Origin of the sequence: Comamonas brasiliensis, assembly GCF_018292285.1 — a bacterium.
In the GTDB taxonomy this organism is placed as follows: Bacteria; Pseudomonadota; Gammaproteobacteria; order Burkholderiales; family Burkholderiaceae_C; genus Comamonas; species Comamonas brasiliensis.
The window spans coordinates 246,927-273,806 of the sequence record NZ_JAANES010000001.1 but is presented as its reverse complement, the minus strand read 5'-3'; the positions used below and the strand labels follow the sequence as shown (position 1 = coordinate 273,806).

At 61.4% G+C, this 26,880-nt stretch carries 22 protein-coding genes and 1 other RNA gene; 11 read left to right on the top strand and 12 right to left on the bottom strand.

Annotated features, from left to right (window positions below; translation table 11 throughout):
* Positions 1 to 302 precede the first annotated feature (302 nt).
* From DJFAAGMI_RS01285 to ompA, 5 genes are all read right to left on the bottom strand, one after another.
* On the bottom strand, positions 303 to 1,547 hold the full coding sequence (locus tag DJFAAGMI_RS01285) for a tyrosine-type recombinase/integrase (protein WP_211455643.1): 1,245 nt from the start codon (positions 1,545 to 1,547) through the stop codon (positions 303 to 305).
* A gap of 283 nt (positions 1,548 to 1,830) precedes the next feature.
* Positions 1,831 to 2,207: a transfer-messenger RNA gene (gene ssrA / locus DJFAAGMI_RS01280) on the bottom strand.
* A gap of 19 nt (positions 2,208 to 2,226) precedes the next feature.
* The gene (locus tag DJFAAGMI_RS01275; RefSeq protein ID WP_211455642.1) at positions 2,227 to 2,886 is read right to left on the bottom strand and encodes an HAD-IA family hydrolase; all 660 of its coding nucleotides are present in this window, start codon (positions 2,884 to 2,886) and stop codon (positions 2,227 to 2,229) included.
* 5 nt (positions 2,887 to 2,891) lie between these two features.
* The gene (gene ubiG / locus DJFAAGMI_RS01270) at positions 2,892 to 3,605 is read right to left on the bottom strand and encodes a bifunctional 2-polyprenyl-6-hydroxyphenol methylase/3-demethylubiquinol 3-O-methyltransferase UbiG (RefSeq protein WP_211455641.1); all 714 of its coding nucleotides are present in this window, start codon (positions 3,603 to 3,605) and stop codon (positions 2,892 to 2,894) included.
* An 84-nt stretch (positions 3,606 to 3,689) separates the two neighbouring features.
* On the bottom strand, positions 3,690 to 4,337 hold the full coding sequence (gene ompA / locus DJFAAGMI_RS01265) for an outer membrane protein OmpA (RefSeq protein ID WP_003057138.1): 648 nt from the start codon (positions 4,335 to 4,337) through the stop codon (positions 3,690 to 3,692).
* 229 nt (positions 4,338 to 4,566) lie between these two features.
* Here ompA and gyrA point away from each other — a divergent pair, with 229 nt between their 5' ends.
* The 9 genes from gyrA (at position 4,567) to lapB (ending at position 16,701) form a co-directional block, all read left to right on the top strand.
* Positions 4,567 to 7,263, top strand: a complete 2,697-nt coding sequence (gene gyrA / locus DJFAAGMI_RS01260; RefSeq protein WP_211455640.1) for a DNA gyrase subunit A — start codon at positions 4,567 to 4,569, stop codon at positions 7,261 to 7,263.
* Positions 7,264 to 7,392: 129 nt separating this feature from the next.
* Positions 7,393 to 8,502, top strand: a complete 1,110-nt coding sequence (serC, locus tag DJFAAGMI_RS01255; protein WP_211455639.1) for a 3-phosphoserine/phosphohydroxythreonine transaminase — start codon at positions 7,393 to 7,395, stop codon at positions 8,500 to 8,502.
* A gap of 121 nt (positions 8,503 to 8,623) precedes the next feature.
* Positions 8,624 to 9,724 carry a prephenate dehydratase gene (gene pheA, locus DJFAAGMI_RS01250; RefSeq protein WP_043006743.1) on the top strand — a complete coding sequence of 367 codons (1,101 nt, stop codon included), beginning with the start codon at positions 8,624 to 8,626 and terminating at the stop codon, positions 9,722 to 9,724.
* A complete protein-coding gene (locus tag DJFAAGMI_RS01245; protein ID WP_012837598.1) occupies positions 9,724 to 10,620 on the top strand; it encodes a prephenate dehydrogenase in 897 nt (298 codons plus the stop codon). Before pheA ends, DJFAAGMI_RS01245 begins: the two co-directional genes overlap by 1 nt.
* A gap of 106 nt (positions 10,621 to 10,726) precedes the next feature.
* Positions 10,727 to 12,799, top strand: a complete 2,073-nt coding sequence (locus DJFAAGMI_RS01240) for a bifunctional 3-phosphoshikimate 1-carboxyvinyltransferase/cytidylate kinase (RefSeq protein ID WP_211455638.1) — start codon at positions 10,727 to 10,729, stop codon at positions 12,797 to 12,799.
* Positions 12,800 to 12,995: 196 nt separating this feature from the next.
* Positions 12,996 to 14,678: a 30S ribosomal protein S1 gene (gene rpsA / locus DJFAAGMI_RS01235; RefSeq protein WP_003057144.1), complete on the top strand. Its 1,683-nt coding sequence runs from the start codon at positions 12,996 to 12,998 to the stop codon at positions 14,676 to 14,678.
* Between the two features lie 109 nt (positions 14,679 to 14,787).
* Positions 14,788 to 15,108, top strand: a complete 321-nt coding sequence (locus DJFAAGMI_RS01230; protein ID WP_043006739.1) for an integration host factor subunit beta — start codon at positions 14,788 to 14,790, stop codon at positions 15,106 to 15,108.
* A 110-nt stretch (positions 15,109 to 15,218) separates the two neighbouring features.
* Entirely contained in the window at positions 15,219 to 15,554 is a 336-nt protein-coding gene (locus DJFAAGMI_RS01225; RefSeq protein ID WP_003057146.1) for a LapA family protein, read from the top strand.
* The gene (lapB, locus tag DJFAAGMI_RS01220; protein ID WP_211455637.1) at positions 15,544 to 16,701 is read left to right on the top strand and encodes a lipopolysaccharide assembly protein LapB; all 1,158 of its coding nucleotides are present in this window, start codon (positions 15,544 to 15,546) and stop codon (positions 16,699 to 16,701) included. The genes DJFAAGMI_RS01225 and lapB overlap by 11 nt, the downstream gene beginning before the upstream one ends.
* 66 nt (positions 16,702 to 16,767) lie before the next feature.
* Here lapB and DJFAAGMI_RS01215 read toward each other — a convergent pair whose 3' ends face one another.
* The 7 genes from DJFAAGMI_RS01215 to DJFAAGMI_RS01185 form a co-directional block, all read right to left on the bottom strand.
* Complete coding sequence (locus DJFAAGMI_RS01215; RefSeq protein WP_211455636.1) at positions 16,768 to 17,961, bottom strand: MFS transporter; 1,194 nt, start codon at positions 17,959 to 17,961, stop codon at positions 16,768 to 16,770.
* Positions 17,958 to 19,487: a DNA recombination protein RmuC gene (locus tag DJFAAGMI_RS01210; protein ID WP_249333946.1), complete on the bottom strand. Its 1,530-nt coding sequence runs from the start codon at positions 19,485 to 19,487 to the stop codon at positions 17,958 to 17,960. The genes DJFAAGMI_RS01215 and DJFAAGMI_RS01210 overlap by 4 nt, the downstream gene beginning before the upstream one ends.
* 358 nt (positions 19,488 to 19,845) lie before the next feature.
* Positions 19,846 to 20,253 (bottom strand): tautomerase family protein, encoded by a 408-nt coding sequence (locus tag DJFAAGMI_RS01205; protein ID WP_211455635.1) that lies wholly within the window; start codon positions 20,251 to 20,253, stop codon positions 19,846 to 19,848.
* Between the two features lie 139 nt (positions 20,254 to 20,392).
* On the bottom strand, positions 20,393 to 21,370 hold the full coding sequence (locus DJFAAGMI_RS01200) for a 2-hydroxyacid dehydrogenase (RefSeq protein ID WP_211455634.1): 978 nt from the start codon (positions 21,368 to 21,370) through the stop codon (positions 20,393 to 20,395).
* Positions 21,371 to 21,432: 62 nt separating this feature from the next.
* Positions 21,433 to 22,851 carry a sodium:proton antiporter gene (locus DJFAAGMI_RS01195; RefSeq protein WP_211456681.1) on the bottom strand — a complete coding sequence of 473 codons (1,419 nt, stop codon included), beginning with the start codon at positions 22,849 to 22,851 and terminating at the stop codon, positions 21,433 to 21,435.
* 81 nt (positions 22,852 to 22,932) lie between these two features.
* Complete coding sequence (pncB, locus tag DJFAAGMI_RS01190; protein ID WP_211455633.1) at positions 22,933 to 24,168, bottom strand: nicotinate phosphoribosyltransferase; 1,236 nt, start codon at positions 24,166 to 24,168, stop codon at positions 22,933 to 22,935.
* A 230-nt stretch (positions 24,169 to 24,398) separates the two neighbouring features.
* On the bottom strand, positions 24,399 to 24,878 hold the full coding sequence (locus tag DJFAAGMI_RS01185; RefSeq protein WP_211455632.1) for an acyl-CoA thioesterase: 480 nt from the start codon (positions 24,876 to 24,878) through the stop codon (positions 24,399 to 24,401).
* A gap of 352 nt (positions 24,879 to 25,230) precedes the next feature.
* Between DJFAAGMI_RS01185 and DJFAAGMI_RS01180 the strand changes: the two genes are divergently transcribed.
* The gene (locus tag DJFAAGMI_RS01180; RefSeq protein WP_003057161.1) at positions 25,231 to 25,779 is read left to right on the top strand and encodes a phasin family protein; all 549 of its coding nucleotides are present in this window, start codon (positions 25,231 to 25,233) and stop codon (positions 25,777 to 25,779) included.
* A gap of 272 nt (positions 25,780 to 26,051) precedes the next feature.
* Positions 26,052 to 26,810, top strand: coding sequence for a 3-hydroxyacyl-CoA dehydrogenase (locus tag DJFAAGMI_RS01175; RefSeq protein ID WP_003057163.1), 759 nt, complete (start codon positions 26,052 to 26,054; stop codon positions 26,808 to 26,810).
* The last annotated feature ends 70 nt before the right edge of the window (positions 26,811 to 26,880 follow it).

Sequence of the window (26,880 nt, the reverse complement as noted above, 5' to 3'; positions counted from 1 at the left end):
CAAAAAGCAGGCTGAATGTAGAAAAGAACTCTCAATATTTCATATAAAGAAATATTTTGTGTTTGTTCCCAAAACATTCCCACTTTGTTCCCAATTTGTTCCCAAAACTTTTAGGAGCACCTAGCGCTCTACCCATCAGCGTTTGGAGACAATTCGGCTTCAAAAAAATGCCGTGTTCCCACGTTCCCAAGAAAAATCATCTCCTGACTCGATTGGCTTGCACTTTCGCGCCCTCTTGCGGCCATGCGCCGGGCGCAAAAAAGCCGCCTTGGCGGGCGGCTGATGAGAGCGTTTGATGCGACCTAGCTGCTGCGTTGGTGCAGCTCAATCGCATCGGCACCGCGGCGCAGCTTGTCCAGGTAGTCGGCCCACTGTTGAACCAGATCGAAGCGCTTAGCCAGGTACTTGGTGCGGTTGTAGCTGCGGCCGTTGGCATCTTTGACGGCATGGGCCAGGTTGGCCTCGATGGCCAGCGGGTCCAGATCCAGCTGATCCACCAGCATGGTGCGGGCGCTGGCTCTGAAGCCATGCCAGCTTTGCTCCGTGCCGAAGCCCAGCCCATAGAGGGCGCTGCGCACGGAGTTGTCGGACAGGGGTCGGTCATGGTTGCGCTGGCCGGGGAACACATAGCGGCCGTGGCCTGTGAGTGAGTGCAGCTCTCGCAGCAGATCCACCGCCTGCACCGGCATGGGCACCACGTGCGGCTCGCCGTTTTCTTTCTCCTGCCTGGTGCGCTTCATCTTTTCGCTGGGAATGGTCCACAGGCCGGCATCCAGATCCAGCTCGGCCCATTCCATCATGCGCAGGTTGCCGGGGCGCTGGTACAGCAAGGGCGCCAGCAGCAAGGCGGTGCGCACCAGCGGCCCGCCCTTGTAGGCATGCATGGCCCGCAGCAGCTCGCCAAAGCGCTGGGGCTCGACGATGGCGGCAAAGTTCTTTGCATGGTACGGAGTGAGGCGGCTTTTCAGGCCTTCGGTAATGTCGCGCTGGCTGTTGCTGGCAGTGGGCAGCCAGTAGCGCCATATCTGGCGGGCCAGCATGAGTGCCCGGTCGGCCGTCTCCAGTGCGCCGCGCTCTTCGACCTTCTGCAAGACGGACAGCAGCTCCATGGGCTCGATGCTTGCCATGGGCCGCTGGCCCAGCCAGGGGAACAGGTCGCGCTCCAACTGCCTCAAGGTGCGCTCGGCATGGCCGGCGCTCCAGCCGGCTACCTGCTTGCCGTGCCAGTCCAGCGCCACGGCCTGGAAGCTATCCCCGCGATCGAGCCCGCCTTTGAGCTTTTCCAGCTTGCGGGCCTCGATAGGGTCGCTGCCCTGAGAACGTTGCATCTTGGCAACATCACGTGCTTTGCGGGCTGCTGTCAGCCCCACGGAGGGGTAACTGCCCAAAGCAAGCTGCTTTTCTTTTCCGTCGGTACGGTACTTGTAGAACCAGCGCTTGGAGCCGCTGGGGCTGACTTGCAGGTACAGCCCGCCAGCATCGGTGAAGCGCGCCTGCTTGCGATCAGGCGGGCAGATGGCGTTGCGGCAGTGGGCATCGGTCAGCATGGGGTACAGCCTTCCTAGGTGGGGGTACAAATTCCCGCTCTCGGCCCCAGGGTGGGGGTACAACGCATGGGCCGCCAGGCCGCATGGTTGCTGGGTTTGGCCTGAAAGTGGGGGTACAACTTAGCCAAAGTATAGGCTTTTGGCGAGTTGTACCCCCACTTGTACCCCCACTTCGCCTCGGATGCTCACGAACCTTGGCGGACGACTACGGAAGGCAAGTCGTTGATTTACCAAAGAAAAAGGGCGCTCACTGGACTTCAGTGAACGCCCTTGGACGTTATGGTGGTGGAGCTGGCGGGAATTGAACCCGCGTCCGTAAGCCTTCGCCGGACAGATCTACATGTTTAGTGCTCTGTTTTAAATCTCGCCACCCAAACCCCGCAGGCACACGCTGTCTGGGTAGCCAGCTTCCTTAAATCTCGCCAAATACCAAGAAGCCCGGTATCCAGCCAGCTAATGTAAATTCCCTTGCAGCCGGGAGGTATTGCTACCCCCTTGCCCAGCCCACTAGCGTGCTGTTGCAAGGCTCACCGGATTAAGCGGCGAGTGCGAAACGTTCGTCGTTTGCAGTTAGTTTTTTGAATGGAGATTTACGAGCATCACTCAAGCTCGACATGCACCGCACCGGTCCCGAACCCACGTCGAAACCAGGACAGCCCCTTAGCCGCCTATTCTAGCCTCATCCCAGCAACTTCAACAGCTCAAGTGGTGAATTGATATGGGCATCGGCACCCCAATGGGCCGTATCTGCGGTTGAACCCAGGTAGCCATAACGTGCTGCCACCGTTTTCATACCCGCTGCAGCACCTGCCTGGATATCACGCTCATCATCTCCGACATAGATGCAATGCTCGGGAGCAATCTGCATGCGTCGCGCGGCCTCAAACAGGGGCTCGGGGTGGGGCTTGGAATGCGGCGTCGTGTCCCCGCTCACCACGGCCGCGGCCTGAGCAAACAGGGGCATCTGACGCGTCAATGGTTCAGTGAAACGCATGGACTTATTGGTCACCACGCCCCACAGCAACGGGCCAGCCTCCAATGCCTGGATCAGCTCCGGCACACCCTCAAAAGCATAGGTGCGCTCGGTCATGCATTGCTCGTAATTGCGAAAGAACTCCTCGCGCATTTCCGCAAAGCCCGCAGACTCTGGCGTCATGCCAAACGCAATGCCCAACATTCCGCGTGCGCCGGCTCCAGCCATATGGCGGTAGGCATTGAGCGGCAGCGAGGGCATGCCGCGATCCACGCGCATTTTGTCTGCGGCTGCCCCCAGATCGGGAGCGCTGTCGATCAAGGTGCCATCCAGATCAAAAAGGACGGCTCTCACATGTTTCCACATGACTGTCACTCCTGAGGGCGGCGTGTTGCCAGCATGTAATTGACCGAGGTGTCGTTGCTGAGCCAGTAGCGCCCCGAGATCGGGTTGTGCTCCATGCCCTTGCTGCCCTGGGCATCCAGGCCTGCTTCACGTGCAAAGCGAGCCAGCTCGCTGGGGCGCAGCAGCTTGGCGTATTCATGCGTGCCCTTGGGGATCATCTTGAGCATGTATTCGGCAGCCACGATCGCCAGCGCAAATGCCTTGGCATTGCGGTTGATGGTGGAAAAGAACACCCAGCCACCAGGTTTGACCAACTGAGCACAGGCCCGCACGATGGATGCGGGATCGGGCACGTGCTCGAGCATTTCCATGCAGGTCACCACATCAAAGCTGGCCGGCTGCTCCTGCGCCAGCTGCTCGACGCTGACCTCATGGTATTGAATATTGGGCGTGCCCGTTTCCAGAGCATGCAACTGCGCCACGCGCAAAGCCTTGGTTGCCAGGTCGATACCCACCACCTTCGCCCCTTTGCGCGCCATGGAGTCCGCCAGAATGCCTCCGCCACAACCCACATCCAGCACACGCTGGTTCGCCAGGGGCACCTGGGCGTTGATCCAGTCCAGTCTCAGGGGGTTGATTTGATGCAGTGGCTTGAATTCACTCTCGGGATCCCACCAGCGATGGGCCAGGCTGGAGAATTTTTCCAGTTCTGCCGGGTCGGCATTGATAGTGTTGCTCATACCCACATTGTCCGCGATTACCACGATGGATCGGGCATAAAAAAAGCCCCGTTGCCGGGGCTTTTTTGTGTCGCAATCGAAAGATTACTGAGCAGCCTTGGTGCCCACAACTTCGATTTCCACGCGACGGTTTTGAGCGCGACCAGCAGCAGTGGCGTTGCTTGCCACGGGTTGCTTCTTGCCCTTGCCTTCGGTGTACACGCGGCTCTTTTCGATGCCCTTGGACACCAGGTAAGCCTTCACAGCTTCAGCGCGACGCACCGACAGCTTCTGGTTGTAAGCATCGGAACCGATGGAGTCGGTGTGACCCACGGCGATGATGACTTCCAGGTTGATGTCCTTGATCTTGCCGGTCAGGTCATCCAGCTTGGCCTTGCCTGCGGGCTTCAGCACGGACTTGTCGAAGTCGAAGAAAGCGTCAGCAGAGTAGGTAACCTTGGATGCCACTGCAGGCTGGGGAGCCACAGGAGCGGGAGGCACAACGGCGGGAGCAGGAGCTGCAGTGACCTGGGCCTTCAGAGCACCGTCGCAATCAACAGCGGCAGTAGCAGGAGTCCAGTTGGCATCGCGCCAGCACAGTTCGTTCGTGCCGTTCTTCCACACCAGTTCGCTGGTGCCGTTTTGCCAGTTGTCGATAGTCTTGCCACCGTCAGCAGCCTTCACTTGTGCGCCAGCGGCTGTCACGAGGGCAGCAGAGGCAAACAACATCGCCACTTTGTTCAGTTTCTTCATGGTTCTCCTCTTGGGGAAAAAGCCGCAGCAGGGCTGCGAATCTGTGGACGTCATCAGTGACCATCACCAAAAACGTTGAAATGATTGTGCCATACGTAACATGCAAGAGTGTTGTCAACTAGGCACCAACAAGTAGTACAGCTATGTAATTCCTCAGTTATGTTGCTCTGCTGCCACACGCCATTCGACCTAAAATGGCTGTTTTCCAGCCGTCAAAGTATCACTAGACATGACCCAGTTTGCTAAAGAAACTCTGCCCATCAGCCTTGAAGAGGAGATGCGTCGCAGTTATCTCGATTACGCCATGAGCGTGATCGTGGGCCGGGCGCTTCCTGATGCGCGTGATGGCCTCAAGCCCGTGCATCGCCGCGTTCTGTACGCCATGCACGAACTCAATAACGACTGGAACCGCCCCTACAAGAAATCGGCGCGTATCGTCGGTGACGTGATCGGTAAGTACCACCCTCACGGCGACAGCGCGGTCTACGACACCATCGTGCGTATGGCGCAGGACTTCTCGCTGCGCCACATGCTGGTCGATGGTCAGGGCAACTTCGGCTCGGTGGATGGCGACAGCGCCGCCGCCATGCGTTACACGGAAATCCGCCTGTCCAAGATCGCTCATGAAATGCTGGGCGACATCGACAAGGAGACCGTGGACTTCGGCCCTAACTACGACGGCTCCGAGAGCGAACCACTGGTGCTGCCAAGCCGCCTGCCAAACCTGCTGGTCAACGGCTCCTCAGGTATTGCCGTGGGCATGGCCACGAATATCCCGCCGCACAACCTCAACGAGGTGGTGGACGGCTGCCTGCATTTGCTGCAGAACCCCGAGGCCTCCATCGACGAGCTGATGGAGATCATTCCCGCGCCCGACTTCCCCACGGCCGGCATCATCTACGGCATCAACGGCGTCAAGGAAGGCTATCGCACCGGCCGTGGCCGTGTGGTGATGCGTGCCAAGTGCCATTTCGAAGACATCGATCGTGGCCAGCGCCAGTCCATCATCGTTGACGAACTGCCCTACCAGGTCAACAAAAAGACGCTGCAGGAGCGCATGGCCGAGCTGGTGCACGAGAAGAAGATCGAGGGCATCAGCCATATCCAGGACGAATCGGACAAGTCCGGCATGCGCCTGGTGATCGAATTGAAGCGCGGCGAAGTGCCCGAGGTGGTGCTCAACAACCTCTACAAGCTGACCCAGCTGCAAGACACCTTCGGCATGAACATGGTGGCCCTGGTCAACGGCCAGCCCAAGCTCTGCAACCTGAAGGATCTGATCCAGGTCTTCCTGGAGCACCGCCGCGAAGTGGTGACCCGCCGCACCGTGTTCGAGCTGCGCAAGGCGCGCGACCGCGGTCATGTGCTGGAAGGCCTGGCCGTCGCACTGGCCAATATCGACGACTTCATCGCCATCATCCGCAACGCTCCCACACCTCCCGTGGCCAAGGCGGCCCTGATGGAAAAATCCTGGGACAGCAAGCTGGTGCGCGAGATGCTCACCCGCACGCGCACCGACGGCGGCGTGGTCAATGCCGACGACTATCGCCCCGAGGGCCTGGAAGTCGAATTCGGCATGCAGCAAAACGGCCAGTACCGCCTGTCCGAAACCCAGGCCCAGGAAATTCTGCAGATGCGTCTGCAGCGCCTGACCGGTCTGGAGCAGGACAAGATCGTGGCCGAGTACAAGGACATCATGGCGGTCATCGAAGACCTGCTGGACATCCTGGCCAAGCCCGAGCGCGTCTCCATCATCATTGGCGAAGAACTCAACACCGTGAAGGCCGAGTTCGGTCAGTCCAAGAAGGGCGAGCGCCGTTCCACCGTGGAGTACAGCGCGCAAGACCTGTCCACCGAAGATCTGATCACACCCACCGATATGGTGGTGACGCTCTCGCACACCGGCTACATCAAAAGCCAGCCGCTGTCCGAATACCGCTCGCAAAAGCGCGGCGGCCGCGGCAAGCAGGCCACGGCGACTAAGGAAGACGACTGGATCGATCAGCTCTTCATCGCCAACACGCACGACTATCTGCTGTGCTTCTCCAACCGCGGCCGCATGTACTGGCTCAAGGTCTGGGAAGTGCCATCGGGCTCGCGCGGCTCGCGCGGCCGCCCCATCGTCAACATGTTCCCGCTGCAGGACGGCGAGAAGATCAACGTGGTGCTGCCGCTGACGGGCGAAAACCGCAGCTTCCCCGAAGATCACTTCGTCTTCATGGCCACCAGCATGGGCACCGTCAAGAAGACGGCGCTGACCGAGTTCAGCAACCCGCGCAAGGCCGGCATCATTGCCGTGGGCCTGGACGAGGGCGACTACCTGATCGGCGCAGCGCTGACCGATGGCAAGCATGACGTGATGCTGTTCAGCGACGGCGGCAAGGCCGTGCGCTTTGACGAGAACGATGTGCGCCCCATGGGCCGCAATGCGCGCGGCGTGCGCGGCATGAACATCGAAGAGCATCAGAACGTGATCGCCATGCTGGTTGCCGAGGCCGACGACGGCACGGGCAATGTGGCGGCGGGTTCGCAAAGCGTGCTGACCGCCACCGAAAACGGCTACGGCAAGCGCACGGCCATCAGCGAATACACCCGCCACGGCCGCGGCACCAAGGGCATGATTGCAATCCAGCAGTCCGAGCGCAACGGCAAGGTCGTGGCCGCCACCCTGGTGGCGCCCGAGGACGAGATCATGTTGATCACCGACACCGGCGTGCTGGTGCGTACCCGGGTGGCGGAAATCCGCGAACTGGGCCGTGCCACGCAGGGCGTGACGCTGATCAATCTGGACGCAGGTGCCAAGCTCATCGGCCTGCAGCGCATCGTCGAAAATGATGCCAACGACAATGCCGGCGAGGACGGCGAAGCCGAAGACTCCGGCAGCGCCGCCGCCGAAGGCTCAGCCGAGTCCGGCGACGCATCCTGATCGGCTAGCCCCGGGCTGCCCCGATACGGACCGGACGCCACGGGCATGACCCATGCCCGTGGCCCAATGTTTTGATAGCTGAAAGCGCAAGCTAGACAAGCGCTTTCACATGTTTTGAGCGTAAATCTGATGAACCGCCCTTTTAACTTCTCCGCAGGCCCCGCCGCCATCCCTGAAGAAGTGCTGCAGACCGCAGCCGCCGAAATGCTGGACTGGCACGGCTCCGGCATGGGGGTGATGGAAATGAGCCACCGCGGCAAGGAATTCATCAGCATCTACGAAGCCGCCGAAGCCGATCTGCGCGAGCTGCTGGCCGTGCCCGCCCACTTCAAGATCCTGTTCATGCAGGGCGGCGGCATTGCCGAAAACGCCATCGTGCCCATGAATCTGTCGCGCGCCGGCGTGGTGGACTTTGTGGTGACCGGCAGCTGGAGCCAGAAGTCGGCCAAGGAAGCCGCCAAGTACGCCAGCGATGCCAATGTGGCCGCCAGCGCCAAGGACAGCGACTACACCACGATTCCCGCCGCCAGCAGCTGGAATCTGAGCCGCGGCGCCAGCTATGTGCACATCTGCAGCAACGAGACCATTCACGGCGTGGAGTTCCACGAGCTGCCGGACCTCCAGGCCCTGGGCTCGGATGCCCCGCTGGTCATCGACTTCTCCTCGCACGTGGCCTCGCGCTCCATCGACTGGAGCCGCGTGGGCCTGGCCTTTGGCGGCGCGCAGAAGAACATCGGCCCCGCGGGCCTGACCATCGTCATCGTGCGCGAAGACCTGCTGGGCCATGCCCTGCCCGTCTGCCCCTCGGCGTTTGATTACAAAATCGTGGCCGACAACGGCAGCATGTACAACACGCCTCCCACCTGGGGCATCTACATGGCTGGCCTGACCTTCCAGTGGCTCAAGCGCCAGACGGAAGGCGGCCTCAGCGGTGTGGCAGCCATGGAAGCGCGCAACATCGCCAAGGCCAAGCTGTTCTATGACTATGTGGACCAGTCCTCGTTCTACGTGAACAAGGTGGCTGCGAACTGCCGCTCGCGCATGAACATCCCGTTCTTCCTTCATGATGAGTCGCGCAACGACGCCTTCCTGGCCGGCGCCAAGCAAGCCGGCCTGCTGCAACTCAAGGGCCACAAGTCCGTGGGCGGCATGCGCGCCAGCATCTACAACGCCATGCCCATCGAAGGCGTGCAGGCGCTGGTCGACTACATGCGGGACTTCGAGCAACGTCAGGCCTGAGCCTGCCTTTAGCCTTGTAAAAAGATGAGCTGCCAGCGCTTTATCTGCAAGTATTTCACCAAGGTTTTGGTCTGAAATCCTTGTGCAACTTGCGCCAGCAGCTACGAAATTTGAGAGATTCATGAGCCAAGAACCCCAAGCCAGCCCCGAGCTGTTGTCGCTGCGCAACCAGATCGACTCCCTGGACCGCCAGTTGCTGGAGCTGGTCAACCAGCGCGCCCATGTGGCCGAGCAGGTGGGCGAGCTCAAGAAGCAGGAAGGCTCGGCCTTCTTCCGCCCGGACCGCGTGGCCCAGGTGATCGAGAAGATCAAGTCCAACAACCCCGGCCCGCTCAAGGGCGCGCATGTGGCCGCCATCTGGCGCGAGATCATGTCGGCCTGCCTGGCGCTGGAATCCCCCCAGCGCGTGGCCGTGCTCGGCCCTGCCGGCACTTTCTGCGAGGAAGCGGCGATCCAGTACTTCGGCGGCGCGGCCGACCTGATGTACTGCAACAGCTTCGAGGAAGTCTTTCATGCCACGGCCGCCGGCAGCGCCCAGTACGGCGTGGTGGGCGTGGAGAACTCCAACGAGGGCGTGGTCACGCGCTCGCTGGACATGTTCCTGCACACGCCCTGCCATGTGGTGGGCGAGGTCAGCATGCTGATCCGCCACAACCTGATGCGCACCAGCAATACGCTGGACGGCATCGAGGTCGTGGCCGCCCACCCCCAGGCTCTGGCCCAGTGCCAGGGCTGGCTGTCCAAGCACCTGCCCCATGCCGAACGCCGCCCCGTGGAGAGCAATGCCGAAGGCGCACGCCTGGCGGCCCTGCATCCCAACTGGGCCGGCATTGCCGGTGAGCGCGCCGCCCAGCAGTTCGGCCTGCACATCGTCAGCCACGCGATCCAGGACGATGCCTACAACCGCACGCGTTTTGCCGTCATCTGCCTGCCGCACACGCTGGCCACGGCCGCGCCCAGCGGCAGCGACTGCACCAGCCTGGTGGTCTCGGTGCCCAACACGGCCGGTGCCGTGCATGACCTGCTGGTGCCGCTGAAAAAGCACGGCGTCTCGATGACGCGCTTCGAGTCGCGCCCGGCCCGTACCGGTCAATGGGAGTACTACTTCTACATCGACATCGAAGGCCACCCGGCCCAGGCCAATGTGGCCGCCGCCCTGCAGGAGCTGCAGGGCCTGTGCGCGTTCTACAAGGTGCTGGGCACCTACCCGGTGAGCAAGTGATGGCGACTCAGGAATTGCAGCCGTTCGAGCAGCTCGGCTTGATCGGCTGCGGATTGATGGGCGGCTCCTTCGCCCTGGCACTCAAGAAAGCCGGCCTGGTCAAGCGCGTGGTGGGCTACAGCAAATCGCCCTCGACCACCGAACGCGCCCGCCAGATGGGCGTGATCGACGTGGAGGCACCTTCCGCCCTGCTGGCGGCGGCCGGCGCCGATCTGGTGCTGCTGGCCGTGCCCGTGGCGGCCACCGAAGCCACACTCAAGTCCATCAAGCATCTGGTCACGCCCCAGATGATGATCATGGACGTAGGCTCCACCAAGGTCGATGTGGTGCAGGCCGCACGTTCGGCGCTGCGCGACCAGATCGGCAGCTTTGTGCCCGCCCACCCCATCACCGGCAAGGAAGTCGCCGGCGTGGAACACGCCGATGTCAAGCTCTACCAGGGCGCCCAGGTCGTGCTGACCCCGACGGAGCGCACGCTGACCGCGCATCTGGCCAAGGCCCAGGCGCTATGGCAGGCCCTGGGATGCAAGGTCACCGCCATGTCGCCCGAGGCCCATGACAGCGCACTCGCCACCGTCAGCCACCTGCCCCATCTGCTGGCATTTGCCATGATGCAAAGCGTGCTGAACCAGCCCGGTGCCGACGATATGCTGGCGCTGGCCGGGCCTGGCTTTCGCGATTTCACGCGCATCGGTGCAGGCGACCCCAAGCTCTGGCGCGATGTGCTGCTGGCCAACCGCGATCAGGTACTGGCCCAGTCGCGCCAGTTCCGCCAGGCGCTGGAGCAGCTCGAAGGGCTGATGCAGGCCAACGACGGCCAGGGCCTGCAGGACCGCCTGACCCTGGCCAGCGCCGCGCGCGCCGAATGGACCATGGGCGGCAAGCGAGGCTCTTAAACTAGCGGCGTCGATCTATTCACCCAACCGCCACAGACACCGGGCAACGCCCGCCGCGCCGCCCGGTGTCGAAGCAGCCAGGCTGCGCAGGGGTTACGAGAGTTTTATGTTCACCACCGAATTTCTGGATCTGCCCGCACTGGACTCCGCCAACGGCACCGTCAGCCTGCCCGGCTCCAAGAGCATCTCCAATCGCGTGCTGCTGCTGGCCGCACTGAGCCAGGGCACCACCACCATTCATGACCTGCTGGATTCGGACGACACCCGCGTCATGCTGGCCGGACTCAAGCAGCTGGGCTGCAGCATCAGCCCGGACGTCGTCACCCCCGGCCAGGCCATTGAGGTCACCGGCATCGGCGGTCAGCTGCCGGCCGGCACTGCGGCCACGCTGTTCCTGGGCAATGCCGGCACGGCCATGCGCCCGCTGACCGCGGCGCTGTCGGTGCTGGGCGGCGACTTCGAGATGACCGGCGTGCCCCGGATGTACGAACGCCCGATCGGCGACCTGGTCGATGCGCTGCGCCAGCTGGGCTGCAAGATCGACTATCTGAAGGACGAAGGCTTTCCGCCCCTGAAGATCGGCCAGCCCGACTTCAGCCAGCTGGGCAGCGAATCCATCAAGGTGCGCGGCGATGTCTCCAGCCAGTTCCTGACCTCGCTGCTGATGGCCCTGCCCCTGCTGGCCAATGTCCCCGGGGCACAGCGCGACATCACCATCGAGGTGGTGGGCGAGCTGATCTCCAGGCCCTATATCCACATCACGCTGGAGCTGCTGGCACGCTTCGGCATTGCCGTGAAGAACGACAGCTGGCAGCGCTTTGTGATCCCCGCGGGCAGCCGCTATCAGTCGCCGGGCGCCATCCATGTGGAGGCCGACGCCTCGTCGGCCAGCTATTTCATCGCGCTGGGCGCGATTGCCACCGGCACCACCGATGACGCCGATGCCGACAACGCGCCGCAACCCAAGAGCATCCGCATTCTGGGTGTGGGCCAGGACTCGATCCAGGGCGATATCCGCTTCATCGAAGCCGCCCAGGCCATGGGCGCAAAGATCGAAAGCGGCCCCAACTGGCTGCAGGTCAGCCGTGGCAGCTGGCCCCTGAAAGCCATCGACCTCGATTGCAACCATATTCCCGACGCGGCCATGACGCTGGGCACCATGGCGCTGTATGCCGACGGCGTGACCACGCTGCGCAACATCGCCAGCTGGCGCGTCAAGGAAACAGACCGCATTGCCGCCATGGCGATCGAGCTGCGCAAGCTCGGCGCCTCGGTGGAAGAAGGTGCGGACTACATCCGCATCACTCCCCCGGCCGGCAAGGCCGCCTGGAAAGCAGCCAGCATCCACACCTATGACGACCACCGCGTCGCCATGTGCTTCTCTCTGGCGGCCTTCAACCCGGCCAAGCTGCCCGTGCGCATCGAAGACCCAAAATGCGTGGCCAAGACCTTTCCCGACTATTTCGAGGCACTGTTCTCCGTCAGTGAAGCCGAGCGCGAGCACATTCCCGTGATCTGCATCGACGGGCCCACGGCCTCCGGCAAGGGCACGATTGCCGCAGAAGTCGCCAGGGCACTGGGCTACCAGCTGCTGGACTCAGGCGCGCTGTATCGCATCACCGGCCTGGCCGCATCGCGCGCCGGCATGACGCTTGACGAGTCGAACGAGGAAACCATTGCCGAGATGGCGCTGGACATGCCGGTACGCTTCGATGCGCAGCAGCGTGTCTGGCTCGGCGACGAGGACATCAGCCTGGCCATTCGCAGCGAAGAAGCCGGCATGAACGCCTCGCGCGTATCGGCCCTGCCCGCCGTGCGCACCGCGCTGGTGGATCTGCAGCTGTCCTTCCAGGCTCTGCCGGGACTGGTTGCCGACGGCCGCGACATGGGTACGGTCATCTTCCCCCACGCCCCGCTCAAGGTCTATTTGTGGGCATCTGCCCAGTGCCGCGCGGAGCGCCGATATAAACAGTTGATTTCCAAAGGAATTTCAGCTAATATGTCCACCCTTTTGGCAGACCTTGAGGCAAGGGACGCGCGCGACATGAATCGCGCCACCGCTCCACTCAAGCCCGCCGAGGATTCTTTGCAGCTCGACAGCTCCGAGATGACCATTGAAGAAGTGGTTGCCCAGGTGCTGTCGTGGTGGCAGGAACGCCAGCCGTTTGGCCGCTCTTGAGACTTCAGCTTGAAGTTTTCGGGGCAGCCCCGCATCTGGCTTGTTGGCCCTTGATGCCAGGCTTTCGCAGACCGCGAACCGGCAGCAAGGTTGTTAACCTTTAACCCCGTGGGCCCAAACCCACAACCTCCGCAATCAGTCTTAAAAACGCTTGGCAATGGTGCCGACGGAAACCTGGTTGCGGGCAAGGAACTACATGTCTGAATCTTTTGCCGCCCTTTTTGAAGAGTCGTTGACACGCACCGAAATGCGTCCTGGCGAAGTTATCACCGCTGAAGTCGTGCGCGTTGAGCACAACTTCGTGGTGGTGAACGCCGGCCTGAAGTCGGAAGCCTACGTGCCCCTCGACGAGTTCAAGAACGACCAGGGCGAAGTCGAAGTCCAAGTGGGTGACTTCGTGTCCGTGGCCATCGGCTCCATCGAAAACGGCTACGGCGACACCATCCTGTCCCGTGACACCGCCAAGCGTCTGGCTTCCTGGCTGTCGCTGGAAAAGGCTCTGGAATCCGGCGAATTCGTGACCGGCACCACTTCCGGCAAGGTCAAGGGCGGCCTGACCGTTCTGGTCAACGGCATCCGCGCTTTCCTGCCCGGTTCGCTGATCGACACACGTCCCATCAAGGACCTGACTCCCTACGAAAACAAGACCCTGGAATTCAAGGTCATCAAGCTGGATCGCAAGCGCAACAACGTGGTGCTGTCGCGCCGCGCTGTGGTGGAAGCCTCCATGGGCGAAGAGCGCGCCAAGCTGATGGAAACCCTGAAGGAAGGCGCTATCGTTCAGGGCGTGGTCAAGAACATCACCGAATACGGTGCGTTCGTGGACCTGGGCGGTATCGACGGCCTGCTGCACATCACCGACATGGCATGGCGCCGTGTGCGTCACCCCTCCGAAGTGGTGACTGCTGGTCAGGAAATCACTGCCAAGATCCTGAAGTTCGACACCGAAAAGAACCGCGTGTCCCTGGGTCTGAAGCAAATGGGCGACGATCCCTGGATGGGCGTGGCTCGCCGCTACCCCTCCGCTACCCGCCTGTTCGGCAAGGTCACCAACATTGCTGACTACGGCGCATTCGTGGAACTGGAACCCGGCATCGAAGGCCTGGTGCACGTTTCCGAAATGGACTGGACCAACAAGAACATTGCTCCCACCAAGCTCGTGTCCCTGGGCGACGAAGTGGAAGTCATGGTTCTGGAAATCGACGAAGACAAGCGTCGCATCTCCCTGGGCATGAAGCAGTGCAAGGCTAACCCCTGGCAAGAATTCGCCCAGAACACCAAGCGCGGCGACCGCGTGAAGGGCCCCATCAAGTCCATCACCGACTTCGGCGTGTTCGTGGGTCTGGCTGCCGGTATCGACGGCCTGGTGCACCTGTCTGACCTGTCGTGGAACGAAGCCGGCGAAGCCGCCGTTCGTAACTACAAGAAGGGTCAAGAAGTCGAAGCCATCGTGCTGGCCGTGGACGTTGAGCGCGAGCGCATCTCCCTGGGCATCAAGCAACTGGACAGCGATCCCTTCACGACCTTCGTGACCGTGAACGACAAGGGCCAAGTTGTGACCGGCAAGGTCAAGACTGTGGACGCCAAGGGCGCTGAAATCGACCTGGGCGAAGACATCATCGGCTACCTGCGCGCTTCCGAAATCTCGCAAGACCGCGTGGAAGACGCTCGTTCCGTCCTGAAGGAAGGCGACGAAGTGACTGCCGTGGTGGTGAACGTGGATCGCAAGAGCCGCAACATCCAGCTGTCCATCAAGCAAAAGGATCACGCTGAACAGCAAGTCGCCATGGCTTCCCTGTCGGCTCAGTCCTCCAAGGAAAACGCTGGTACCACCAGCCTGGGCGCTCTGCTGCGCGCCAAGCTGGACGCTGACAAGTAAATCTTGCATCAGCCGGTCAGCCAGCTCGCCTGGCTGACCGCCAAGCGTCAAAGACAACGGGCGCCCTGTGCGCCCGTTGTTGTTTTCAACCTAGAGCCTCCGCTACCCGATGACCCGATCCGATCTCGTCGAAGAACTTGCCGCCCAATTTGGCCAACTCAACCAACGTGATGCCGAGCAGGCCGTCAAAACCATTCTGGATGCCGTCAGCGATGCCCTGGTGCGCGGTCACCGTATCGAAATTCGCGGCTTTGGCAGCTTTGCCATCAATCACCGCCAGCCCCGCATAGGCCGCAACCCCCGCTCGGGCGAGTCCGTCCAGGTTCCTTCCAAGCGCGTTCCTCATTTCAAGCCCGGCAAGGCCCTGCGCGAAGCCGTGGACAATCTCAAGGCCGACGACTCCGCTGCCCAGCAGCCGCAGACCGCCTGAAGTCCTTAGGCACCGTCAGCCCCAATCAGGGCTGAGCATGCCGCCGTTTGCCAGTCCGCGCATAGGCTGGCCTAAAATCTTCCCGTCACACAAGGCGCATAAAGGGAAGCATGAAATACCTGCTGTGGCTGCTCAAGGCAGCCATTTTTTTCACTCTGTTCGCATTCGCACTCAACAACCAGCAAGACGCCACCGTGCATTTCTTCTTTGGCACGGCCTGGACGGCACCTCTGGTGCTGGTGGTTCTGGCAGCTTTTGCGCTGGGCCTTTTTGTCGGAGTGCTGGGCATGGTGCCACGCTGGCTCAAGCATCGCAGCGCAGCGCGCGAAGCACAGGCCACTCAACAGGCACCGAACACCGCAGCCAACGCCACCAGTGCAGCACCTGCGGTGAAGGAACAGAACTCTTCTTCGATCATTGCGCCGGGCGACGTGCATGGAATTTAATCTGACTTGGATTTTGCTGGGCCTGCCTGCAGCCTTTGTGCTGGGCTGGCTGGCCTCCCGCTGGGATTTGCGCCAGGTGCGTGCCGACAACCGCCAGGCTCCCAAGGCGTATTTCAAGGGCCTGAACTTTCTGCTCAACGAGCAGCAGGACAAGGCCATCGATGCCTTTATCGAGGCCGTACAGAACGACCCCGATACCACCGAGCTGCACTTTGCCCTGGGCAATCTGTTTCGCCGCCGCGGCGAATACAACCGTGCGGTGCGCGTCCACGAGCATCTGCTCAGCCGCGCCGACCTCACCCGCCCCGACCGGGACCGTGCCCAGCATGCACTGGCACAGGACTTTCTCAAGGCAGGTCTGCTGGACCGCGCCGAGGAGGCCCTGAACCGCCTGGAAGGCACGCAGTACGAAGGCGAGGCACGCCTGGCACTGCTGGCCATTTACGAGCGCTCTCGCGACTGGGCCCAGGCAGCGGCCATCGTGCGCAAGATGCAAGCCGCAGGCCAGGGAGACTTCAGCACCCGCCTGGCCCACTATCTTTGCGAAGATGCGCAATCCCAGGTGGCCCATGGCCAGCTCGACAAGGCTTTTGCGCAGCTGCAGCAGGCCCTGGAGACGGCGCCGCAAGCTCCGCGCCCCCGACTGGAGCTGGCCCAGCTCCAGCATCGCCAGGGCCGGTCCGTGCAGGCTTTATCCAGCCTTCAGGCGCTGGCGCAGAACAGCCCCGCAGCCCTGCCCCTGGCCGCCAGCCTGCTGGTGGAAGTGGCCGAAGCAACGGGCGCGCTCGCCGAGGCTCGCGATCTGCTGCTCAAGCACTATGCGCAAGCACCCTCGCTGGATCTGCTGCAGGCACTGGTCGCGCTGGACCAGAAAAGCGGCGATGCGGCAGCGCCCGGCCGCCAGCGCCTGGTGCAGCATCTGGAGCATGAGTCGTCCCTGGTGGCGGCCGCCCAATGGCTGGAAGGCGAGACCCTGACCGAAGAGCAGTACCATGCCACCGTGCAAAAGGCGCTGAACCATGCCACCAAGCCCCTGACCCGCTACCGCTGCGCAGCCTGCGGCTTTGAAGCCCGCACCCATTTCTGGCATTGCCCCGGCTGCCAGAGCTGGGACAGCTATCCGGCACGCAGGGTCGAGGAGCTGTAAACGCACTTCCAGAAGACAAAAGAGCGCCCAGGGCGCTCTTTTTTTTAATGCAAGCAACCGGCCTGTTTAATGGCCACCCCACTCATCAGACGGCATATCCTGCTTGCCGATCAGCCAGGGCAGGCGCGAGGACACACCGACCAGCACCCCCACCGCCCAGAACAGGGCCGAGACACCGACCACAGTGCCGAGCGAGCCGAACAGCACCGGCATCAGCACGCTGGAGCCGTTGATGGCCATCATGCGCAATCCCAGCGCCTCACCATGGCGCTCGGGTGGCGTGATCTGATGAATCATGCTCATCACCATGGGCTGCACCGATCCCAGCACCACGCCCAACAAGACCGAACAGGCCCCCATGCTCCAGGCGCCGGGCATGAAGGGGTAGGCGATGAACAGGGCGCAAGCAGCAACCATGGCTCCCAGCACCACTTGCGATTCGGCCATATGGCGCGTGATGATGGGCATCAACAGGCGGATCACGGCCGCAGCGATCGCAAAAGCACCCAGGATGCTGCCGATCACCGAGGCAGGCAGTCCGCGTTCATGACCCAGAATGGGCACGACAAAGGTATGTACATCCCAGCAAGAGGAAAGCGCCCAGTTCAGCAGCAACAAGCGTCTGAAGCCCCGGTTCTGCACCAGGTCCCAGGCCGTTGCCTTCTGGTTCGCGCTCTCGGTCTGCAGCGCCGGCAGCTCCTGCACCGTTCTCGCCCAGAACCAGGCCGCCAGAGGCATCAGGGTCAGCAACAGGAAGGCGGCCCTGAAGCCCGTGATGCTGGCCGCTTCTCCGCCTGCATAGTCGATCAGCAGCCCGGCCGCAAACGGTCCCAGAAAGTTGGAAATGGCCGGGCCAATCGCCAGCCAGCTGAAGACCTTGCGCAACTCGTCCTTGTTGTGCGCCATGCGCCCCACATGGCGCTGCAGGGCGATGAGCGCCATGCCGGCTGCGCCGCCCGTCAGCAAAGCGCTCAGGCACAGCACCGGATAGATCGGGAACAGCACGGTCACCCCCGCTCCGGAACATGCGGCCACCACACTGATGATGAGCGGGCGCTTGAGCCCGTGACGGTCCGCATAGCGGCCCGCGGGCAGCGAAAGAAACACCTGGGTCAGTGCAAACAGCGCCAGCAGCATGCCGACCGCGGCTGCGCTATAGCCCTCCTTGAGCGCCAAAAGCGGCGTGGCCATGCGCATTCCGGTCATGGTGCCGTGGATACAGACTTGCGCGAGGATCAGGCGCAGCAGAGCTGCATTCATTCTTCGTCCTCGCTGGCTGTCTGATCGCCTCCAGGCGATGTGGCGGGAAACAGAGGCTGCTCCTGCCCTGCTTCATTCGGCAACTCCTGCACATTGCGCAAATGACGCTGAATGGCGCGCGTGCGCACACCCACCTGATCGAACTTGCGCGCAGCGGCATCGATGGACTTGCGCGTGGCCTCCACCACTTCGCCGAACTTGCCGAACTCGGTCTTGACCTGACCGAGCACGCCCCAGACTTCGGAGGAGCGCTTCTCGATCGCCAGCGTCTTGAAGCCCATCTGCAGGCTGCTGAGCATGGCGGCCAGATTCGCGGGACCGGTAATCACGATGCGATGCTCGTTCTGCAGCGCCTCGACCAGGCCCGGACGGCGCAGCACTTCGGCGAACAGGCCCTCGGTGGGCAGATACATGACGGCGAAGTCTGTGGTGTGCGGCGGCGCGATGTACTTGCTCGCGATCTTTTTGGCTTCGCCGCGAATCGATGTCTCGAAGGCATTGCCTGCAGCGGCAATGGCCACACGATCTGCGCTGTCCTGCGCATCCTGCAGGCGCTGGTAATGCTCGACCGGATATTTGGCATCGATGGGCAGCCATACAGGCTGCTCGTCGTTGCGTCCCGGCAGCCGGATGGCGAACTCGACCAGCTCATCGCTGTCAGGCACGGTCTTGACGTTTCTGGCGTACTGCTCGGGCGTGAGCACATTGTCGATGATGCTGCCCAGCTGCAGCTCGCCCCAGGTGCCACGCGACTTCACATTGGTCATCACGCGCTTCAGATCGCCTACGCTGCCCGCCAGGGTCTGCATCTCGCCTAGCCCCTTGTGCACCTGCTCCAGCCGGTCGCTGACCAGCTTGAAGGATTCGCCCAGACGCTGCTCCAGCGTGGCATGCAGTTTTTCATCGACGGTGCGGCGCATCTCGTCGAGCTTGAGGGCGTTGTCGCTCTGAATCGTGGCCAGGCGCTCGTTGAGCGTTGCACGCAACTGCTCGGCCGTGGTCTGCTGGCCCTGCGTCAGCGCAACCAGCTGCTGGCTCACCGCGTCCTGCAACACGGCAAACTGATGACGCAGCTGCTCGCCATTGCTGCCCAGCTGATCCTTGAGCGCAGCCCCCATATTGGTACTCATATGCGTGAGCTGGTGCTGGATATCACCCTTGAGTGAGTCCAGCGTGCCACGTGTGGTCTCGGCCAGTGCCTCGAAGCGCTGCTGGACATGGACGGCCTGCTCTGCACTGCTTTGGGTCAGTGCCGCGCGCGCTTGCTGGCTGTCGGCCGTCAGCCGCTGCGCAAGCTGGGCCACCTCCGCACGAAAGGACGTCAGCGCCACCGCCTGCTCGCGCCGCGCGGCCAGCGCATCTTGCTGGGTCTGGGCCAGCTGGGTCTGCACATGCTGGGTGACACGGTCCAAGGCGCCATCACTCTTGGCCACCGTCATCTGGGTGCTCTGGCTGCTGCGCTCCAGCTGCTGCAGCCTGACATCCAGCGCCTGCAATCCCTGCAGCAGCTGGGCTTGCAGCCTCATTGCATCAGGACCAAGAGCCAGCTCCGTCTGACGGCGCAGCCCCTGCAGCCACCACAGCAGCACCAGGAGCAGGGCCACCATCAATGCGGCCACCGCCGCCAACCCGAGCCACCACGTAGTCACTGTCTTGCCACGCCTTTCGCACTCTTGTTTTCATAGCTAGAAGCGCTTTCCAGCAAAGCGCTGCAGGCTGTTTTTCATTGAAAATCGCAGCCAGCATTGCAGACTGAAGTTTGCAAGCACTAGCGCGCAGGCAAATTATCAGTCCTCAGAGCCACGAAAAATCCAATGCAGACAAAAGTGCTGCTCCCGGTTGCAGCCTTGGCGACAGCGAGGCTGCAATCGGTTGACGCAGGAATCAGGCGTCGGGGCCGACCTGCTGGGCAATGGCCATGGCGAACTTGCCACCGCCCACCGACCAGTCGGAATAGTCGTTTTCGTGCGTGAAGATGAACACATCGCAGGGGGCCACACCCGCATCTTTTTCCAGATTGGCGGCGATATTGGCGTAGAGGGCACGCTTCATGGCATCGCTGCGGCCACGACGCATGGTGATCTCCACCACCACCACACGGTCCGAGCGCTGGTAGCCGTTGAAGGTGCGGCTGAAGAAGAACTTCTGCTCGTCATAGTCATCGACCATGTTGAACAACTCATCGGCAGGCATGCCGATGCCGTCGATCAGGGCCTGATGAATCCCGTTGACGATGGCCTGGCGCTGGGCGGGCGTGGTGTCCTTGTGGACGCTGGTGCGGATAAAAGGCATTGCTGTCTCGCTTGAAATAAGAAAAGCCCGCTGCGCGTTCACACGCCATGCGGGCAGAAATTATCAAAGCCGAAAAAGCGCTCAGATCACGCATCCGCCCTCAAACTGATGTGACGAGAGCCGACCTAATGGAGACGCATCAGCCAAGCTGATTGACGGGTGTCAACGGCCCCTTGCCGGCCAGAAAGGAGATCAGATTATCCGCCGCCAGCCCAGCCATGGCCGTACGCGTGCCCTTGGTGGCACTGGCGATATGGGGTGTCAGCACCACATTCGGCACCGTCAGCAGCTCGGGATGCACGGCCGGCTCGCCTTCGAACACATCCAGACCCGCTGCGGCAATGCGTCCGTCTTTCAGCGCCTGGGCCAGCGCCGCATCATCCACGATGCCGCCGCGCGCAATATTGATCAGCGTGGCCGTGGGCTTCATCAGGGCCATTTCTGCCGCGCCTATGGTGTGGCGGTTTTCGGGAGTGAATGGCAGCACCAGCATCAGGTGGTCCGCACGTTCGAGCAACTCCTGCTTGCCGACATAGCTGGCCTTGCACTCGGCTTCCAGCCCAGCATCCAGACGCGAGCGATTGTGATAGATCACCTCCATGCCGAAGCCGTAGGCCGCACGACGCGCAATTGCCTGACCGATGCGGCCCATGCCCAGAATGCCCAGCGTGCTGCCATGCACCTCGGCACCGGCAAACAGGTCGTAATGCCAGTCCTTCCAGAGCCCGGCACGTAGATAGTGCTCGCTCTCGGTAATACGGCGCGCCGTGGCCATCAGCAAGGCAAAGCCGAAATCGGCCGTGGTCTCGGTCAGCACATCGGGGGCGTTCGTGCCCTGCACGCCAGCGGCCGTCATCGCAGGCACGTCGAAATTGTTGTAGCCCACCGCCATATTGGCCACGATCTTGAGTTGCGGACAGGCGGCCAGCAGCTCGGCATCGATGCGCTGCGAACCCGTGGTCAGCACGCCATCCTTGCCCTGCAACTGCTGTGCCAGCTCAGTTGGAGACCAGACCACATCGTCCTGATTGGACTGCACTTCAAAGTGCTGCTGCAGCCGCTGCACCACCTCGGGTGAAATGGCACGGGCGATCAGAATGCGAGGCTTGTTGCTCATCGTTGTTTCCTCTTCAAGTGATGGGTGATGGCGGCACTACTGCCAGGCCGCGCTTTCACGGCCTATAGAAACCAGATCCAGGTGATCAGCACCAGCAGCGGCACCAGCACGCAGACCGACCAGAGCATGTAGCCGAAGAAGCCCGGCATCTTCACGCCGCGATCTTCGGCAATCGCCTTGACCATGAGATTGGGCGCATTGCCGATATAGGTATTGGCGCCCATGAAAACGGCACCCGCAGAGATGGCTGTCAGCGTCAACGCCATATCGGTCATGAGATGCGCCGGATCACCGCCTGCGGTATTGAAGAACACCAGATAGGTGGGAGCGTTGTCGAGGAAGGAAGACAGCAGGCCTGTGGCCCAGAAATACATGGCCGGGTTGGGCGTTCCATCGGAATTGGTCACGGCTCGTACCACGGCACCGAACGGCCCCTCGGCACCCGCCTTGAGCATGGCAATGACGGGAATGATGGTCAGGAAGATACCTGCGAACAGTTTGGCCACTTCCTGCATGGGCCCCCAGCCGAACTCGTTGGCCCGGTGCACGCGAGCTGGCGTGAGCTTGAGCGACAGCAGCGCCACGGTCAGCAGGCCCAGATCGCGCACCAGACCAGGCAGACCGACATGGGTGCCGGCAATCTCGAAGCCAGCAGGAGTGCGCCAGATGCCGCTGACCAGCACCAGAGCCACCACCACCATCAGCAGCACAAAGTTCACGCGGCCTTCAAAGCCCAGACGGCTTTGAGCACCGGTCGCGTCCATGCTGGGCGTGGGATCCGGCAGATCGGTCTCGCCCTTATGCCCCATCAGCCTGTGATCTATCACATAGAAGACGGCGAGCAGCGCCAGCGTGAGGAACAACATCGGGCCCCAGATGTGGCTCACCGTCCAGAAGAAGTCCACCCCCTTCAGAAAGCCCAGGAACAGCGGCGGATCTCCGAGCGGCGTCAGTGCCCCCCCGGCATTGGAGACGATGAAGATGAAGAACACCACCACATGGGCCTGATGACGGCGGTTGTCGTTGGCGCGCAGCAAGGGGCGGATCAGCAGCATGGAAGCTCCGGTCGTACCCATGAAGCTGGCCAGCAGTGCTCCAATGGCCAGAATGGCGGTATTCAGTCCTGGCGAACCACGCAGATTGCCTCGCACATAGATGCCGCCAGCCACCGTGTACAAGGCGGTCAGCAGGATCACGAACGGCAGATACTCGGCCAGCAGGGCATGCACCAGATTCATGCCCGCTGCGCCCGGCCCGTGAACCAGGGCAAAAGGCAGCATGAATGCCAGCGCCCAGCCGGCAGTGACCTTGCCGAAATGGTGATGCCAGAATTGCGGCAGCGCCAGCGGCATCAGCGCAATCGACAGCAACATGCCCACAAACGGTATGCCCCAGGCGACGGACATGGCCGCGCCATCGATCTCTGCGGCTCGCGCAGCGCCCACCGCCAGCGTCAGCAGCGCGGCGGCTGCGGCCTTCATCCAAGATTTGCTGATCAAACGCCCATCCTCCCTGCTTCTGGCCGTGCAGCCGGCGCGGCTGCCGCCCCTGATTCTTGATTTTTAAGCCGGTGCGACCGACTCCGGCGGCGCAATGCTGAACACCTGACGCAGATAGGCCAGGTATTTTTCATCGTCGCACATGCTTTTACCTGGCGTGTCCGAGAGCTTGGCAACCGGCTGGCCGTTGCAGCGTGTCATCTTGATCACGATCTGCAAGGGCACATGCTCGGGAGGATTACCCAGATCGTTGGTCAGATTGGTGCCGATACCGAATGCCAGCTGGCAACGACCGTTGAAGCGCTCGAACAGCCCGATGGTTTTGGGGATCGTCAGTCCGTCGCTGAAGATCAGCACCTTGCTCAGCGGATCGATCTTGTTGGCCTTGTAATGCGCGATCAGGCGCTCGCCCCAGTCAAACGGGTCGCCGCTGTCATGGCGCGCGCCGTCAAACAGCTTGCAGAAGTACAGATCGAAATCACGCAGAAAGGCCGACATACCATAGACGTCGGACAGCGCAATGCCCAGATCGCCCCTGTACTCGCGCGCCCAGGACTCGAAGCCGAAGATCTGGCTGTCGCGCAGACGTGGGCCCAGCGACTGGCAGGCCTGCAGATATTCATGGGCCAAGGTGCCCAGCGGGATCAGGCCCAGCTTCATCGCATACAGCACATTGCTGGTGCCCGCCAGTTGCCCCTTGCGCTGGCCGTTGACCCGCGCCGTCCCCGAGTGACCCAGTCTGGCGCAAAGCACTCGCAGAACCTCTTCATGCCAGGCCCTGGAAAAGCGCCTGCGAGTGCCGTAATCGGCAATCTTGAGCGACTCCAGCCCTGGCGCCTGCAGCAGCTCGATCTTCCCGTCCAGGCGCTTGCGTCCTTCCAGGAAGTTGGGCACGGGCTGGGTATTGCGGAAATACACCTCGTTGACGATGGCCAGCACCGGGATCTCGAACAGGATGGTGTGCAGCCAGGGGCCCTGGATGGTGATGTCGATCTCACCGCTGGCCAGGGGCGTGACCGTGATGTATTTGTCGTTGAGCTGGAACAGGCTCAGGAAATCGACAAAATCGCTCTTGATGAAACGCAGCGAACTCAGATAGGCCAGCTCGGCATCCTGAAAGCGCAGCTTGCACAGAGAGCGGATCTCTTCGCGAATTTCATTGACGTACGGAGCCAGCTGCACGCCAGGGTTGCGGCATTTGAAGCGGTACTCCACCTGCGCGCCCGGAAACTGATGCAGCACCACCTGCATCATCGTGAATTTGTACAGGTCGGTGTCTAGCAGACTGGTGATGATCATGGACGACGGTGGGCCTGGCGGTCCGTTCAGTCATGGAACAAGGCTGGCTCAAAACACAGGCTAAGCCAGCCTCAACATAGACTGACGAGTGTAGGCGATTCCACACCCAGTACCGTATTCGCTGCCCCTAAGCGCTTCCTGCCGATGACGGCTTTGCAAACGCCGCCGGATACCTCATTCAAATCACTCTTGAACGCTTGACAGACATACGCAAGAAGCTATCTTTTTTGCTATTCGCCAACCGACTCTGCGCGCAGCAGTGACTGCAGCGCCGCACGCAACGGCTGGGGCAAAGGCACAGGCCGACGCGTCTGTCTGTCGACATAGACATGCACAAAATGCCCGGCGGCAGCCGACTGGCTCGCGCCCTTGGCAAACAGACCGACTTCGTAGCGCACGCTGGAGCTGCCCAGATGTGCCACGCGAATACCCGCCTCCACGGCTTGCGGGAAAGCCAGCGAGGCAAAGTAATTGCACTGAGTCTCTATCACCAGGCCAATCGTCTGACCTGCATGGATATCCAACGCGCCCTGCTCTATCAGATACGCATTGACCGCGGTATCAAACCAGCTGTAGTAGATGACGTTGTTCACATGACCGTAGACATCGTTGTCCGACCAGCGGGTGCTGATGTCGCGGAACACGGGATAGGAGTCACGCTCCTGTGGCTGGGCGCGCAAAGGTTTGCCTTGAGATAACGATGCAGTCATGCAGCCATTGTGCAGAGCTGCCCAGGCGCCGCCAGCACCACCGCGACAGGGCCTGGAAGTCAACGCTTGCCAACGCATGATGCAATGCACAAAAAAGCACACCCATGCATTCTTTTGTCAGTTATCAGACATAACAAATTTTTTTAAAATCAAATACTTATCGAAAACAAAGCGTCATTAATCTTTTTGCTGCAACGCAACAAATTAAAGCTTGCATTGGCACAAATTCTCTTCCACAATGCACCCATGCTGCACTGCAACATACGACTGACTCAGAGATAGCGGTCATGTCAGAGCAGAAGTTTCCTCCGGTCCGATCCCTTTGTTAGATCCGTAATTTTGGAGAATTGCCATGAGCCTGACCCCCGACCAAATCCTGAGCGCACAAAAAGCCCACTTCGAGACGCTGTTCGGCCTGACCAGCAAAGCTTTCGAAGGCGTGGAAAAGCTGGTGGAACTGAACGTCACCGCTTCGCGTGCCGCCCTGACCGAAGCTGCCCAGCACACCCAAGCCGTGCTCAGCGTCAAGGACGCCCAGGAACTGCTGACTCTGCAAGCCGGCCTGTTCCAGCCTCTGGCCGAGAAGACCGCTTCCTACAGCCGCCATCTGTATGACATCGCCAGCAACACCGCCGGCGAATTCAACAAAGCCTTGGAAGTGCAGTCCACCGAAGCCCGCAAGAGCTTCAACTCTCTGCTGGACAATTCCACCAAGAATGCGCCTGCCGGCTCCGAATCCGCTGTGGCCATGGTCAAGAGCGCCGTCTCTGCCGCCAACAACGCTTTCGAATCCGTGCAAAAGGCGGTGAAGCAAGCCTCCGACATGGCCGAAGCCAATTTCAACGCGGCCACCAAGACAGCAACCGAAGCTGTCAAGGCCACCACCACTGCCAAGCGTTAAGCACATGGTTATTGGCATGCTTGGCAAAGATATAGGGTTTACCCTATAATCACCAGCATGTCAGGTCGGCATGCATTGATGTGAATGCCAACCTTGCGCAAGTTGTCTCCTTGGATCCTCCTGAAACCCCCGTTTCATGGATCCCTTCAAAGCCCAATCCCCGTGATTGGGCTTTTTTTTATGCGCGCTTTCCTCAGGTCACCAGCTCCTCCGCTCTGTGCATAATTGACGTTTACGTCAACGTCAATAGACATCGAACAAGGAGACAGTTCATGCAGATTCAGGATCGCGTATTCATCGTGACCGGTGGCGCTTCGGGCCTGGGAGAAGGCACGGCGCGCATGCTCGCCGCCAATGGCGGCAAGGTCGTGATTGCCGACATGAATGCAGAGCGCGGCGAGGCCGTGGCCAGCGAGATCGGCGGCGTCTATCTGCGCTGCGATGTCAGCAATGAGGCCGATGGTCAGGCCGTGGTCGCCAAAGCCACCAGCCTGGGCAAACTGGCCGGCCTGATCAACTGCGCCGGCATTGCACCAGCCGAAAAGACCGTAGGCAAGAGTGGCCCGCACAGCCTGGCCGTCTATACCAAGACCATCATGGTCAACCTGGTCGGCACCTTCAACATGATTCGACTGGCAGCGGACGCCATGAGCAAGAATGAGCCAGAGCCTACCGGCGAGCGCGGTGTTCTGATCTCCACCGCCAGCGTTGCGGCCTATGACGGCCAGATCGGCCAGGCTGCCTACTCGGCTTCCAAGGGTGGCGTGGTCGGCATGACCTTGCCCATTGCCCGCGACCTGGCACGCAGCGGCATCCGCAATATGACGATTGCTCCCGGCATCTTCGGCACGCCCATGCTGTTCACCATGCCCCAGGAAGTGCAAGATGCGCTGGCCGCCAGCGTGCCCTTCCCGAGCCGTCTGGGCAAGCCAGAGGATTACGCCAAGCTGGTCAAGCAGATTCTGGAAAACGACATGCTCAACGGAGAAGTCATCCGTCTGGACGGCGCCATTCGCATGGCACCCAAGTAAAGAAGATCAAAGGCCTTGTCACAAGGCCTTTTCTTTGGGTTCCGGGCAAAGAAAAAGCCGCAATCAATTG